This window comes from Szabonella alba (assembly GCF_016765775.1).
Lineage (GTDB): Bacteria > Pseudomonadota > Alphaproteobacteria > Rhodobacterales > Rhodobacteraceae > Szabonella > Szabonella alba.
Genome location: NZ_JAESVN010000006.1, coordinates 178,501 through 191,231, shown reverse-complemented (window position 1 = coordinate 191,231; position 12,731 = coordinate 178,501). Strand labels below are relative to the sequence as shown.

12 protein-coding genes, 2 pseudogenes and 1 riboswitch are annotated in these 12,731 nt (G+C 65.5%); of the genes and pseudogenes, 6 read left to right on the top strand and 8 right to left on the bottom strand.

What is annotated here, in order from left to right; genetic code table 11:
- Positions 1-13 precede the first annotated feature (13 nt).
- From JL811_RS14800 to modC, 5 genes are all read left to right on the top strand, one after another.
- On the top strand, positions 14-640 hold the full coding sequence (locus JL811_RS14800) for a YdeI/OmpD-associated family protein (RefSeq protein ID WP_202689471.1): 627 nt from the start codon (positions 14-16) through the stop codon (positions 638-640).
- A gap of 75 nt (positions 641-715) precedes the next feature.
- The gene (locus JL811_RS14795; protein ID WP_202689470.1) at positions 716-1,087 is read left to right on the top strand and encodes a winged helix-turn-helix domain-containing protein; all 372 of its coding nucleotides are present in this window, start codon (positions 716-718) and stop codon (positions 1,085-1,087) included.
- A 61-nt stretch (positions 1,088-1,148) separates the two neighbouring features.
- A complete protein-coding gene (gene modA / locus JL811_RS14790; protein WP_202689469.1) occupies positions 1,149-1,922 on the top strand; it encodes a molybdate ABC transporter substrate-binding protein in 774 nt (257 codons plus the stop codon).
- Positions 1,923-1,942: 20 nt separating this feature from the next.
- A complete protein-coding gene (gene modB / locus JL811_RS14785) occupies positions 1,943-2,641 on the top strand; it encodes a molybdate ABC transporter permease subunit (RefSeq protein ID WP_202689468.1) in 699 nt (232 codons plus the stop codon).
- Complete coding sequence (modC, locus tag JL811_RS14780; protein ID WP_202689467.1) at positions 2,638-3,732, top strand: molybdenum ABC transporter ATP-binding protein; 1,095 nt, start codon at positions 2,638-2,640, stop codon at positions 3,730-3,732. The genes modB and modC overlap by 4 nt, the downstream gene beginning before the upstream one ends.
- A 33-nt stretch (positions 3,733-3,765) precedes the next feature.
- Here the strand turns inward: modC and JL811_RS14775 are convergent, their stop codons facing one another.
- A complete protein-coding gene (locus tag JL811_RS14775; RefSeq protein WP_202689466.1) occupies positions 3,766-4,422 on the bottom strand; it encodes a GntR family transcriptional regulator in 657 nt (218 codons plus the stop codon).
- 177 nt (positions 4,423-4,599) lie between these two features.
- On the opposite strand from JL811_RS14775, the gene JL811_RS14770 reads away from it, so the two are divergent.
- The gene (locus JL811_RS14770; protein WP_202689465.1) at positions 4,600-6,048 is read left to right on the top strand and encodes a YfcC family protein; all 1,449 of its coding nucleotides are present in this window, start codon (positions 4,600-4,602) and stop codon (positions 6,046-6,048) included.
- A gap of 33 nt (positions 6,049-6,081) precedes the next feature.
- On the opposite strand, the gene JL811_RS14765 is transcribed toward JL811_RS14770, so the two are convergent.
- From JL811_RS14765 to JL811_RS14735, 7 genes and pseudogenes are all read right to left on the bottom strand, one after another.
- The gene (locus JL811_RS14765; RefSeq protein WP_202689464.1) at positions 6,082-6,753 is read right to left on the bottom strand and encodes a class I SAM-dependent methyltransferase; all 672 of its coding nucleotides are present in this window, start codon (positions 6,751-6,753) and stop codon (positions 6,082-6,084) included.
- Positions 6,750-7,196, bottom strand: a complete 447-nt coding sequence (locus JL811_RS14760; RefSeq protein ID WP_202689463.1) for a pseudoazurin — start codon at positions 7,194-7,196, stop codon at positions 6,750-6,752. The genes JL811_RS14765 and JL811_RS14760 overlap by 4 nt, the downstream gene beginning before the upstream one ends.
- A 17-nt stretch (positions 7,197-7,213) precedes the next feature.
- Positions 7,214-7,969, bottom strand: a complete 756-nt coding sequence (locus JL811_RS14755; protein ID WP_202689543.1) for an ABC transporter ATP-binding protein — start codon at positions 7,967-7,969, stop codon at positions 7,214-7,216.
- Between the two features lie 5 nt (positions 7,970-7,974).
- Positions 7,975-9,034 (bottom strand): annotated as a pseudogene (locus JL811_RS14750) (FecCD family ABC transporter permease).
- A gap of 30 nt (positions 9,035-9,064) precedes the next feature.
- Positions 9,065-9,952, bottom strand: a pseudogene (locus JL811_RS14745) (ABC transporter substrate-binding protein); the annotation flags it as partial.
- 133 nt (positions 9,953-10,085) lie between these two features.
- Positions 10,086-10,279: riboswitch (cobalamin riboswitch) on the bottom strand.
- Positions 10,280-10,329: 50 nt separating this feature from the next.
- Positions 10,330-11,580, bottom strand: coding sequence for a cytochrome P450 (locus tag JL811_RS14740; protein WP_202689462.1), 1,251 nt, complete (start codon positions 11,578-11,580; stop codon positions 10,330-10,332).
- The gene (locus JL811_RS14735) at positions 11,577-12,695 is read right to left on the bottom strand and encodes a sulfotransferase family protein (protein ID WP_202689461.1); all 1,119 of its coding nucleotides are present in this window, start codon (positions 12,693-12,695) and stop codon (positions 11,577-11,579) included. The genes JL811_RS14740 and JL811_RS14735 overlap by 4 nt, the downstream gene beginning before the upstream one ends.
- Positions 12,696-12,731: the final 36 nt, after the last annotated feature.

The following is a 12,731-nucleotide window of genomic DNA, read 5'->3' as shown; positions in this document are numbered from 1 at the left end:
TGGAGGGCCGGAAATGGCAATGATAACCGATGCCGACGATTACTTCCTCAAGGGATGCGGCCGCTGCGCGCGGTTCGCGACGCCGGATTGTTCGGTGCAGCGCTGGGTCGGGGGGCTGAAGCATCTGCGGCGGATCTGTCTGGATATGGGGTTGCAGGAAACCGTGAAATGGGGGCATCCGACCTACATCCATGCCGGGCGCAACATTGCCCTGTTCGGGGCGTTGCGGGGGGATTTCCGGCTCAGCTTCATGAATGCGGGGTTGCTGACGGACAAGGACGGCCTGCTGGAACCGGCAGGGCCGAACAGCGCGACACCGGCGGTGCTGCGCTTCACCGATGCGGCGCAGGCCGCAGGGATGGAACCGGCGATCCGCGATTTCCTGCGGCAGTTGATGGATCACGCCGAGGCGGGAACGAAGCCGCCCAAGGCCGAAACCCGGGCCGAGATGCCCGAGGAACTGGCCGAGGCGCTGGACAGTGACCCCGAACTGGCCGAGGCCTTCCATGCGCTGACACCGGGGAGGCAGAAAAGCTATGTCTTCGCCATCGGGCAGGCAAAGCAAAGCGCCACCCGCATTGCGCGGATTGCGAAATTCCGCGACAGGATCCTTGCAGGCAAGGGCGCGATGGAGCGTTGAACGCACCGACGCCGCGTTGCGTGCTTGCAGCCGGGGGACGCTTTGGGGAACATCCGGGGCAGCAAGAAGGACAGGATGACCATGACCGCCCTGAAACTGCGCATCCTGTTTGACGGGGCGATGATCGGGCCGGGCAAGGCCGAATTGTTGCAGCATATCCGGGAAACCGGGTCCATCGCGGCGGCGGGGCGACAGATGGACATGAGCTACAAGCGCGCCTGGATGCTGGTCGAGGAGATGAACGCGGCCTTTCGCGATCCGCTGGTGGCGCGGGTCCGGGGTGGTCCGGGGGGCGGTGGCGCGCAACTGACCGATGCAGGGGCCGAGGTTCTGCGGCTTTATCACGATGCCTTGACGCGGGCCGAAGCCGCCAGTGCCGGACCCGTTGCCGCGCTCGAGCTTATGCTGCGCCGCAGCGACGAAAGCGATCTGTCTGGCGGGAAATAACGCTTGCCTGTGAGCTTGGCCTTGGGTGATATGTTTTCAGAAACATATTGCCGGAGGTTCCATGCCCCTTTCGCGCCTTTCCCGTCTTGCCCTCGCACCGCTTCTGGCCGTGACGCTGACCGCCCCTGCCGTCCATGCCGATGAGGTCGTGGTTTTTGCCGCCGCTTCGATGAAAAACGCGCTCGATGCGGTTGCCGCCGGATTCGAGGCTGAAACCGGCCATCAGGTCACGATCAGCTATGCCGGATCGAACCAGCTTGCCCGGCAGATCATCGAAGGGGCACCGGCCGATATCTTCATCTCGGCGGCGGTCAACTGGATGGATGAGGTTGAAAAGGCGGGGCTGATCGCCGACCAGCGCCGCAGCGACCTGTTCGGCAATTCACTGGTCCTGATCGCGCATGGCGCAGATGTGACTCCGGTCGAAATCGGTCCCGATCTGGATCTGCCTGCGTTGCTGGGGGGCGAGCGGTTGGCGATGGCGCTGGTCGATGCGGTGCCTGCGGGGCAATATGGCAAGGCGGCGCTGGAAACGCTGGACCTCTGGTCGGGGGTGGAGCCTTTGGTCGCCCAGTCGGACAATGTGCGCGCGGCACTTGCGCTGGTTTCAACCGGTGAGGCACCCTTTGGCATCGTCTATGCGACGGATGCTGCCGCCGATGACACTGTGACCGTGGTAGGCACCTTTCCCGCTGACAGCTATCCGGCAATTGTCTATCCGGGCGCGGTCCTGACCGGGGCGGCGGATGCAGCGGATCGCGCGTTTTATGAGGCATTGTCCTCGGACGCTGCCGATGCGATTTTCAAGGCCGAGGGATTTGCCATCCTGAACTGATCCTGGCCCGGACCCCCTGCATGACCGAACTCCTGTCCCCCGAAGAATGGAACGCCGTGGCACTGTCGCTGCGGGTTTCATTCTGGGCGACGCTGCTCAGCCTGCCGCTGGGAGTGCTGGTGGCCTATGCGCTGGCGCGCTGGGATTTCTGGGGTCGGCAGATCCTGAACGGGCTTGTGCATCTGCCGCTGATCCTGCCGCCGGTCGTCACCGGCTATCTCTTGCTGCTGACCTTCGGGCGGCGTGGCGCGGTCGGTCAGTTTCTGGACCAGTGGTTCGGCATCGTGCTGGCCTTCCGCTGGACGGGGGCGGCACTGGCCGCTGCCGTCATGGCTTTTCCGCTGATGGTGCGGGCCATCCGGCTGGCGATCGAGGCGGTCGATCCGAAACTGGAAGAGGCGGCTTCGACACTGGGCGCATCGCGCGTCTGGGTCTTCGTGACCGTCACGCTGCCCCTGATCCTGCCGGGGATCGTTGCGGGGGCGATCCTTGCCTTTGCCAAGGCGATGGGCGAATTCGGCGCGACGATTACCTTTGTTTCCAATATTCCCGGCCAGACCCAGACCCTGCCTTCGGCGATCTATTCCTTCCTTCAGGTGCCGGGCGGGGATGCGCAGGCCTTCCGGCTGGTGCTGATCGCCATCGTGATCGCCATGGCGGCGCTTTTGCTGTCGGAATGGATCAGCCGGGTGGTGGCAGGCAGGATATCCGGGCGATGACGCTGACGGTCGATCTGCATCACCGCTTTGGCGATTTCACGCTGGATGCGGAGTTTGAGGCCCCTGCGGGGGTGACGGCGCTGTTCGGGCGGTCGGGTTCGGGCAAGTCCAGCGTGGTCAATGCGGTGGCGGGGCTGTTGCGGCCCGACCGGGGGCGGATCACGCTGGAGGACAGGGTTCTGTTGGATACTGCGTTGGGGGTGATGCAGCCGCCGCATCGCCGCCGCATGGGCTATGTGTTTCAGGACGCGCGGCTGTTTCCGCATCTGACGGTGCGGCAGAACCTGCTTTACGGTCGCTGGTTCGCACCGGGACGGCAGGGGGCCGATCCCGCCCGCATCGTGGCCTTGCTGGGGCTTGACGCCCTGCTGGACCGGCGCCCCGGCACCCTGTCGGGCGGAGAGCGGCAGCGCGTCGCCATTGGCCGCGCGATCCTGTCCAATCCGCGCCTTTTGCTGATGGATGAACCGCTTGCCGCGCTGGATGAGGCCCGCAAGGCCGAAATCCTGCCCTATCTGGAACGCTTGCGCGACGCGTTGGGCCTGCCGATCCTCTATGTCAGCCATTCCGTGGCCGAGGTGGCGCGGCTGGCCACCACGGTCGTCTTGATGGAGGCGGGGCGGGTTCTGGCGGCAGGCCCGGCGGATGCGGTGATGGCCGATGCCCGTCTGGCCCCGGCCCTTGGGCTGCGAGAGGCGGGGGCGCTCTTGTCGGTGCGTCTGGTCGCGCAGGAGGCGGACGGTCTGTCGCGGATGGAAACGGCGGGCGGTCCGCTTTGGCTGCCGGGGGTAGCGGCCGGTCCGGGCAGCCGCCTTCGCCTGCGCATACTGGCGCAGGACGTGATCCTTGCGACGGAACGGCCCCGGGGCCTGTCGGCGCTGAACATCCTGTCCGCCACGGTGGAACAGATCCATCCCGGTGAGGGGCCGGGCGCGTTGGTCCGCCTGCGGGTCGGCGATGAGGTGCTGTTGTCGCGGATCACCAAACGATCCCTGCTGGCGCTGGATCTGCAGCCGGGCCGGCCGGTGTTTGCGATTCTGAAAACCGTGGCCATCGCGCAGGAAAATGTCGGTAACCGTCTTTTGCCCTGACCCGCTATGCAGCGGGGATGCGGGGCCGCGTGGTCAGCCGGGAATCGCCACGCCCCACCAGCGCAGGGTCAGCCGCAAATGGCGGCGGATCTCAGTGGCCGCAGTCTCGGCACTGCCGGTCTCGATGGCGTCGATGATGGCCAGATGTTCCTCCATCGCCGGGATCACCCGGTCGGGCAGGAAGGCGCGGACATTCTGGATCACGGTGATGCGGCTGCGGTTCGCCTCATAGGCCTGCCGCAGAAAGATGTTGTCCAGCCCGCGCGCCATGAAATCATGCAGGGACAGATCGGTGGCCAGCGCGCGCCGCGACAGATCGGCCCCCGGATCGGTCCGCGCCTCATGCAGCAGCGCCTCATGCGTTGCGCGCAGATCTGCCAGATCGGGCCGCCCGGCCAGCAGCAGGCGGCGCACGCCTTCGGTTTCCAGTGTGGCGCGCATGTCCATGCAGGCGCGGGTCGTATCAGGCCCGGCCTCCATGATCAGAACGCCGCGCTTGGGCAGGATCGTCACCAGCGACTGATCCTCCGCGCGTTTGACCGCCTCGCGCGTTGGGGCAAGCGGAAAGCCCAGAACCTCGACCAGTGCCGGAACAGTGTGAAACTCACTGCTGCGCAGCCGTCCGTCGCGCAGCGCGACCAACAGGGCCTGAAAGGCCTGTTCCGATTGCAGGTCAGGGGGTTGTTTCATGATGTCTTGCCCAAGGCCGCGTGTGATTATCAAAAAACCCCTAAGGGTCTTTCCTGATTTTACAGGTGGTGACAGTTTGATCTGTCAGGTAACATTTTACAAGAGATAATACAAAAGATGCCCACAAAAGGGCACTTCGCCTGGCCGGAACCCCGGCCCGAAATCAGGGAGACCGACATGTCCGACACCATCACCGAGCCTGCGCCCGATCCCGAGACAGACGAGACCGCGCCCCGGTCCCGCATGCCGCATATCTATGTGATCCTGTTCGTGTTCACCGCGATTGCAGCATTGCTGACCCATATCGTTCCGGCGGGGCTATATGACCGGATCACCCTGCCCAACGGGCGCGTGGCGGTCGATGCCGCGACCTTCCGCTATGTCGAGGCCAGCCCCGTCGGGCTGGAGCAGTTCATGATGGCCGTGCCGCTGGGGTTGATGGGGGCGGCGCAGGTCGTGTTCTTCACCCTCATCATCGGGGGCATGTTCATGGTGATCCGGCATACCGGCATCATCGACGTCGCGGTGGACAAGCTGACGCGGCGTTTTGCCGGGCGCAGCGTTCTGATGATCCCGGTTCTGATGGTCACTTTCGCGGTGATTGCCACGCTGATCGGCACGCAGGAACTGGCGCTGGTCTATGTTCCGGTGATCCTGCCCTTAATGATCGCGCTGCGCTTCGATTCCATCACCGCCGTCGCCACGGCGCTGCTGGCCACGACGGCGGGATTCACCGCCGGGGTGCTGAACCCGATCAATACCGGGCTGGGCCAGACCATTGCGGAACTGCCGCTTTATTCCGGTTTCGGGTTGCGGGCGCTGCTGCTGGTCTGCCTGCTGGGGGCGGGTACGGCCTATCTGATGCGCTATGCGCTGCGGGTTCGGGCCAATCCCGCGCTCAGCCTGATGGCCGATGACCCGGTCGAACAGGAAAAACGCCGCGCCTTTGTCCATGATCTCGACAGCGCCGCCCTGCGTTTCACGCAACGGCAGGTCTGGGCCGGGTTCGCCACGGCGGGCTTTTTCGCGGTGATGGTCTGGGGCGTGCTGACGCGCGGTTGGTTCATGACCGAGATGGCGGGGCTGTTCGTCGTCATGGGCATCAGTGTCGGCCTGATTGCCGGTCTGAACACAGGGCGGATCTGCGCGGCCTTCAACAAGGGCTTTCAGGATGTTCTGGTCGGCGCGATCATCGTCGGGCTGGCCCGGGCGGTGGCGATCATGCTGGAACAGGGGCAGGTGATGGATACGCTGGTCCATGGCCTAGGCAATCTGGTCGGCGGCCTGCCCGCAACCTTTTCGGCGCTGGGCATGTTCGCGGCGCAGCTTGGCTTCAACTTCGTCGTGCCCTCGGGCAGCGGTCAAGCGCTGGTGACGATGCCGATCATGGCGCCCTTGTCCGACCTGATCGGGGTCACCCGGCAGAACGCGGTTCTGGCCTATCAACTGGGCGACGGGCTGTCGAATATCCTGTATCCGACCTCGGGCTATTTCATGGCGACGCTGGCGCTGGCCGGGGTGGGTTGGGATCGCTGGGTGCGGTTCTTCCTGCCGCTGTTCGGCATCTGGGTCGCGATTGCATCGGGTTTTCTGATCTTTGCCCAGATGACCGGCTGGATCGGCTGACCATGGGCGCGCGGTGGTGGCAGGGGCCGGGGTTCAGGCCCCGACCCTTGCCGTCAGCACAAAGAACGCAATCGGCGTGGCGGGTTCGTCATACATCCCGTCATAGGGATGTTCGGCAAAGCGGTTCTGCCACTCGGCCACATCCCCGAAACCGGCCTCTGCCAGCCAGCGCCGGGCCTCGGCCCGCGTCACGCCGCAGGCATGGGGTAGATGCGGGCCAAGCGCGCCCAGCCTTGCATCCGGCGACCGGCGCCAGAGCCCGTCCGACAGCAGCACCCGCCCGCCGGGGCGCAGCAGTCGCAAGGCCAGTTGCAGCGCCGCGGCAGGGTGCGCCAGCGTCCACAGCACATTGCGCAGGCTGACAAGATCGGTGCAGGCATCGGGCAGGGCGCAGCGATCCATGTCGCTGTGGCGGAAATCGATCTGCAGCCCGTCACGCGCGGCGGCTCGCCGCGCCTCGGCCAGCATGGCCGCCGATCCGTCGATGCCCGTCACCCGGTGGCCCAGCCCGGCCAGCAGGATCGCACAGGCCCCCGTGCCGCAGCCCAGATCGACCACGTCCAGCGGGCCGAGGCCGGTTGCGGCGGCCAGCACCTGCCGCCAGTCGGCGCGATGGCGGTGATGCGACGCGGCCGCCTCGAACAGATGCGCCCGCCCGTCCCAATGCGCGGCCATATCTGCGGCGGTCTTCGCTGCGACGCTCATTCCGCTTCCCCGGCGGCTTCTCCGGCGCGTTCAAGGATCGCGGCAAAGCGCTGCTCCACGTCGGGGGGCATGTCAGCGGGCAGTTCGGCCTTGTCCAGCCCCGCCTCGCCGACGCGGATCAGCATGACCATGCCCATCTCGTAATGCGGGGAACATTTGATGCCGTAGAATCCGCCTGTCGTCAGGGTGATCTCGATCTCTTCATTGATGCTGCCCAGAAAGGGGGTGGCCCCTTCGGGCATGAAGCCGTCGATGCTGGCGGCGTTATGGCCGCGCTGCGTGGCCTCGAACCGCACGGTATCACCCGGGGCGATGGTCAGGAATTCGGGTTTATAGACCATGCCGCCAAGATGGTTTCCGTTCAGCATCTTCACGATATGGGTTTCGGTCATGACCGGCGTGGCGGCAAATGTCAGAACGGACAGCAAAAGGATGGGCAGCATTGGGCGGACAGGCGCATTCAGACCTCGGGCAGGGTGAAACGGATGAACCGATGCCCGTCGGTGGGATCGGTAACGAAATGGCCGCGCACATCAAAGACGCGGGCCATCAGATCGGGGGTCAGGATGTCGCGCGGCGGCCCGCAGGCCACCAGCCTGCCACGCTGCATGACGCCGATACGGTCGCATTTCAGCGCCTGATTAAGGTCATGCAGCGCCACCATTGCGGTGACACCCAGAGAGCGCACCAGACGCAGGATCGACAATTGCTGAATGAAATCCAGATGGTTTGTCGGCTCATCCAGCAGCAGGATGCGCGGCTCCTGCGCCAAGGCCCGGGCCAGATGCACCCGCTGACGTTCCCCCCCCGAAAGACCGTGCCAATAGCGGTCGGCCAGCGCGGCCGTGCCGACCTGTTGCAGCGCGCGCGTCACGACCCGGTCATCCCGCCCGCCAAAGGGCGCCAGCATCGAGATCCAGGGCGTACGCCCCAATTCGACCGCATCGCGCACCGTGACCCGTTCCGATGTTTCGGCCTGCTGGGCAACAAAGGCCACCATCCGGGCCGCACAGCGCCGCGACAGCCGCGCCTGCGCCTGACCATCCAGCCGGATCATCCCCGCCGCCGGGGTCAGAACCCCGGCGATCAGCCGCAGCAGGGTGGATTTGCCTGACCCGTTCGGCCCGATCAGGCCGAAGGTTTCCCCCTCGCGGATATGCAGGGCGATATCCTCGACCACCGGCCAGCCGCCTGCGCGCCATGCCACCCCCTCCATGCGGATCACCGGCTGATCCTCCGGTTGCGGATCAGGATCAGCGCGAAACCCGGGGCGCCCACCAGTGCTGTGATGACCCCGATGGGCAGCACCTGATTGGGCACGATCACCCGGGACACCACATCGGCCAGCACCAGAAACACCGCCCCGATCAGCGCCGAGGCCGGGACCAGCCGCGCATGGCGCACACCGACCAGAAAGCGCGCAGCATGGGGGATGACCAGCCCGACAAAGCCGATGGCGCCGACGATGCTGACCATGGTGGCGGTCATCATGGTCACAAGGGCGATCAGCAGCGCCTGCGTGCGGCGTACCGGAATGCCCATCGTCACCGCCAATACCGCCCCGAAGGTGAAAGCGTCCAGCGCCCGGACCTGCGCACGGCAGGCCAGAACCCCGATTGTGGCGACCGTCACTGCAAGGGCGACATCGGTCCAGCGCACGCTCTCAGGTTCCCCATCATCCAGAAGACGATGCCGCGCACCTGTTCGGCGCTGGCCGATTGCGCAATGATGAAGGAGGTCAGCGCATTGAACAGTTGCGTGCCTGCGATCCCCGCCAGCAGGATCAACCCCGTTTGTGGCAATCCGGTGCCGCTGCCCGCCGCGCGGGCCAGTGCCACGACCAGCGAAAAGGCCAGCACCCCCCGGCAAAGGCCCCGACCGACAGCGACACCGCACCTGCGCCGATGCCCAGGACCATGACCAGAACCGCCCCTGTCGAGGCCCCCGCCGAAATGCCGAGGATATAGGGATCGGCCAGCGCATTGCGCAGCAGCGCCTGCAGCACGACGCCCGATACCGCCAGCCCCGCCCCGCAGGCCGCGGCCACCAGTGCCCGCGTCAGGCGGTAGTTCCAGATGATCCCGTCTTGAATCGGATGCAGATCATGGCCCGCCTCGGCCAGCCGGTTGGCCAGCGTGCGCCAGATCACCTGCGGCGGGATGAAGGTTTCGCCGATGGAAATGCCAAGGGCCAGCGCCGGCCGCAGGGCTGCCAGCCCCGCCCCAAGCCACGGCAGGCCCAGACTGCGACGTTGCGCCGGGCCTGCCGCAAGGTCGGTCATTCCGGGACAGGCTCCGCTGCGCCCGTCCCTGACCGCCGACATGTGACGGGTGACCGGATCGGTTTGCAGATAGTCCAGCTTCACCTCGTGGTCATCGGCGGCAAAGCGGCGACGGTCCATGCGGGCGATGATGATGTAATCGGGATCGGCGCTGGCGATGGTTTCCCAGCCGATCGAGGGCCATTCTTCGGCCGAGTCGATGACATTGTGCAGCCCGAGCGTTTTCAGCACGAAACCCGCGATGCCGTTCTGCCCGGCCACGAAGGGGTCCAGTGCGATATCGGGGCTGGAAAACCAGACGACCGCCGTCTTGCCCTCGGCGCCAAGGTCGCGGGCGAGGTTTGCCGCCGTGTCGACCCGGTCGCGCATTTCGGCCTCAAGGGCGTTGCTGCGCTCCTCGACATCGAAGATCTGCGCCAGTTCCCGCAGGGCCTGATACATCAGCGTGATCGAGAATTCCTGCATGCGCTCGCCATCGCCGCCCACCATATTGTCCTTGTCCACGCAATCGGCGGGCATCGCATAGACCTGCGTTCCGATTTCATTGAACTGTTCGCGGGTGCCGACAACGCCCTTTGCGCCGAGGTGGAATTCGAACTGTGTCGTGACCAGTTCCGGCTGCTTGCCCATCACGGCCTCAAACCCCGGATGGTTGTCGGCCAGCCGTTCGATACCGGCATTGGTTTCGGCAAATTCGGGCAGGATCTCATTGAACCAGACCGAGGTGCCCTGCATCCGGTCCGCCAGCCTGCGCGCACAGAGCATTTCGGTGGTCGACTGGCCGATGGTGACAACGCGCGCGGGCGCTGCGTCAAAGACCAGCGACTGGTCGCAATTCTCGATGGTCAGGGGGTAATCCGTGGCATGGGCGGGGGCCGCCAGCAAGGCGGCAGCCGCGAGGATCAGTCTGGTCGTCATGATTGTGCTCTCCGATGAGTCAAGATTGCTCACCGGACGGAAAGGCCCGTTGGAAAGGATGAAATGGGTCCGGTTGCCGGCTGTCGGGCCTTGCAGAGGTCATGCCGCGTCCTTCCCCGGACACCCCGCCCGGTCTGGTGGAACAACGTCGGCAGGTCTCCTGACTGGCGGGTCATCACGCGGGTCCGGCCTTCCCGGGCATGCTGCCCAGTGGACTTTTGGATCGCGCTCGCCGCTTACAGTTGCGGGAGCAGTTCCGTTTCGCATCCGGGGATGCGCTGGATTCCCTTTTGATTCCTTGCGGAAACCGACGGATCAGGCATTGGGGCATCCCGGCAGTGGCGCAAGCCTCAACTGCCGGGCGTGTCCGGCCCGGCTCAGCCCCGGCGCGTCACCTCCATCATGACAGGGACGGCATGACGCAGGGTGATGCCGGGCCGGGGGCGCAGATCCTGCCCCGGCAGCAGGCGCAGGCGAAGCCGGTCGAACACGGTCGCAAGGATATGTTCGGCGATGCCCTGCGCCAGATGCAGGCCCACGCAGCGATGCTGCCCCAGGCCGAAGGGCATGTAGGCGCGGCGCGGCGGGGGCGTATCGGCGGAAAACCGTGAGGGGTCGAACCGTTCCGGATCAGGCCAGAGCCGGGGGTCGCGATGCAGCAGCCATGGCGAGATCAGCACCGAACTGCCTGCCGGAATGTCGAAGTCGCCGATCCGGTCTGCCACGCGGGCGCGCCGCTCAATCACCCAGATCGAGGGGTAAAGCCGCATCGCCTCGGCAAAGATCTGCGCGGGGGGTGCGGTTTCATGCCCGCCCGCCGCATGGATGAAGGCGCGGGCCAGCGCATTCGCGGTCGTTTCGTGCCCGGCCAGCAGCAGCGTCACGGTGGCATCGCGCAATTCGCGATCCGTCAGCCCCGCCCCGGTCTCCGCGCTCCGGGCCGCGACAAGGCGCGTCAACACATCATCGGGCGGCGCCGCCATGGCGCGACGCGCAGCGATCAGGCCGAGTACGATCGCGTCGATCTGGCCGACTGCGCGCCTGAAGGTCCGCCGGTGCAGATGGCGCGACAGTTGCGACAGGTCAAAGGGGGCTTCGATCCGACGCCAGGTATCGGCCAGCAGAACCTCCAGCGGATCACTGATCCTGCGGGCCTCGATCTCTGCCGAGAACAGGATACGGATGGCCGCGCCGATGACGATGCGCATCATTTCCGCGACGATATCGACCCTGCCCGACCGCAGCCAGTCCTGCATTGCCGGCAGCAGCAGCGCGTCGATGGCCGGGGCTATGGTCCCGTCGAAACGGCGCGGCTGAAAGGCGGGCTGGATAACCTGCCGATGCCGCGTCCAGTGCTCCGGATCGGGCGACAGCAGGCTGTTCCCCGTGGTGGCGGCAATACGGTCCGCACTGCGCGTCGCCTTGTCATAGCCGCGCGCATTGCGTGACAGGACATGGTCGATATGGTCCGGCGCATTGACCAGATGGGCGGTGAATGGCCCCATGCGAAAACGGAAGACCGGGCCATGATCGCGCAGACCCTGCGCCAGAAACGCCAAAGGATCGGCCTTGAAGGCGGGCAGCGATCCCAGGATCAGCCCGCCCTTCGGCCCCGGCGCGCGGGTCATGTCGGGTAATTCCCCTTGGAAAAACTGCGCGCCCAGCGTTCGGCCACCCGTGCGCGCGTGGTCGCGTCCAGCGGGGCAAAGCTGTTCTTGCGATAGCCCTTCAGCGTGGCGACATAGGCGCGCAACCGGGGTTCGAACCCAGCGAATCCGGGCAGCGAGAGCGCCTGATAGACTCCGGCAATCCCGGCCACCGGATCCGCCTCTAGCTGGTCAAAGCGGATCTCATGCAGGTGCCCCGGCGGGATCAGGGGCAGATCCGCATAATAGGCGTCATACATCGCCTCGTGCCGGGTCAGGATCGCCTCATCCAGCGCGGCAAGGTCGGGGCGTTGCAGATAGGTATACCAGCCCGCCGTATCGAAGAAATGCCGCTGCGACTGAAACACGTCATAGGGGTTGCGGTGGATATGGACAAAGCGCGCATCGGGAAACATCTCAAGGATCGTGCGGATCCGCGCTGTATGGGGCGGTGATTTCAGCAGCACTGCGCGCGGGCTGTGCAGGGTGATCTTCCGGCAGAACCGCAGAAAGGCGGCCTTCCACGCCTCCACCTCGGCCCGGTCAACGTCCTGGAAGGTCAGGTAGCGTTCATAATGCGCGGCGCGGCGTGGAAAGCTCATACCCAGATAAAGCGAGGTCAGCGTCATCAGAAGCGGCGCGAATTCATCCTCCTGCGGTGAGGTGAAGGACAGCGCCATATTGTCCATCGGGCGGCGCGGCGGCACCAGCCACGGAAACATCCGCGTCGTGAAATTCTCGGTCGTCAGGAATGTATGGGGGTTCACCACCTGATAGGTGTTCGGCGTCTGGAACTGCACATCGTCCTGCGCCAGCAATTCATGCAGCAGCGTCGTGCCGCTGCGCCAATGGCCAAGGATGAACAGCGGCGGCCGGGTGATTTCGACCGCGTCGATGCGGCGGGCAAAGCGCAGATGCTCGACCCCCGCAAGAACGGAATTCGACAGGCTGGCCAGCGTGATCGCCGCCGCGCGATGCAGATAGACAGGGGAAATCGCAAAGCCGTTCTGCCACAACAGGCGGCACCATGCGCCGAAAGTGATTCCGGTCAGGTAGTTGTGTCCGATGCTCCAGCGGTGTTTGAGGGGAGAGGCCATATGGATCCGTCGATTGAACTGGTTTACACCGGACCG

Bases quoted from the DNA above. Each gene is read 5' to 3' on its own strand.
- JL811_RS14800 (WP_202689471.1), top strand. From the start codon at position 14: ATGGCAATGATAACCGATGCCGACGATTACTTCCTCAAGGGATGCGGC.
- JL811_RS14795 (WP_202689470.1), top strand. From the start codon at position 716: ATGACCATGACCGCCCTGAAACTGCGCATCCTGTTTGACGGGGCGATG.
- modA (WP_202689469.1), top strand. From the start codon at position 1,149: ATGCCCCTTTCGCGCCTTTCCCGTCTTGCCCTCGCACCGCTTCTGGCC.
- modB (WP_202689468.1), top strand. From the start codon at position 1,943: ATGACCGAACTCCTGTCCCCCGAAGAATGGAACGCCGTGGCACTGTCG.
- modC (WP_202689467.1), top strand. From the start codon at position 2,638: ATGACGCTGACGGTCGATCTGCATCACCGCTTTGGCGATTTCACGCTG.
- JL811_RS14775 (WP_202689466.1), bottom strand. From the start codon at position 4,422: ATGAAACAACCCCCTGACCTGCAATCGGAACAGGCCTTTCAGGCCCTG.
- JL811_RS14770 (WP_202689465.1), top strand. From the start codon at position 4,600: ATGTCCGACACCATCACCGAGCCTGCGCCCGATCCCGAGACAGACGAG.
- JL811_RS14765 (WP_202689464.1), bottom strand. From the start codon at position 6,753: ATGAGCGTCGCAGCGAAGACCGCCGCAGATATGGCCGCGCATTGGGAC.
- JL811_RS14760 (WP_202689463.1), bottom strand. From the start codon at position 7,196: ATGCTGCCCATCCTTTTGCTGTCCGTTCTGACATTTGCCGCCACGCCG.
- JL811_RS14755 (WP_202689543.1), bottom strand. From the start codon at position 7,969: ATGGAGGGGGTGGCATGGCGCGCAGGCGGCTGGCCGGTGGTCGAGGAT.
- JL811_RS14740 (WP_202689462.1), bottom strand. From the start codon at position 11,580: ATGACCCGCGCGCCGGGGCCGAAGGGCGGGCTGATCCTGGGATCGCTG.
- JL811_RS14735 (WP_202689461.1), bottom strand. From the start codon at position 12,695: ATGGCCTCTCCCCTCAAACACCGCTGGAGCATCGGACACAACTACCTG.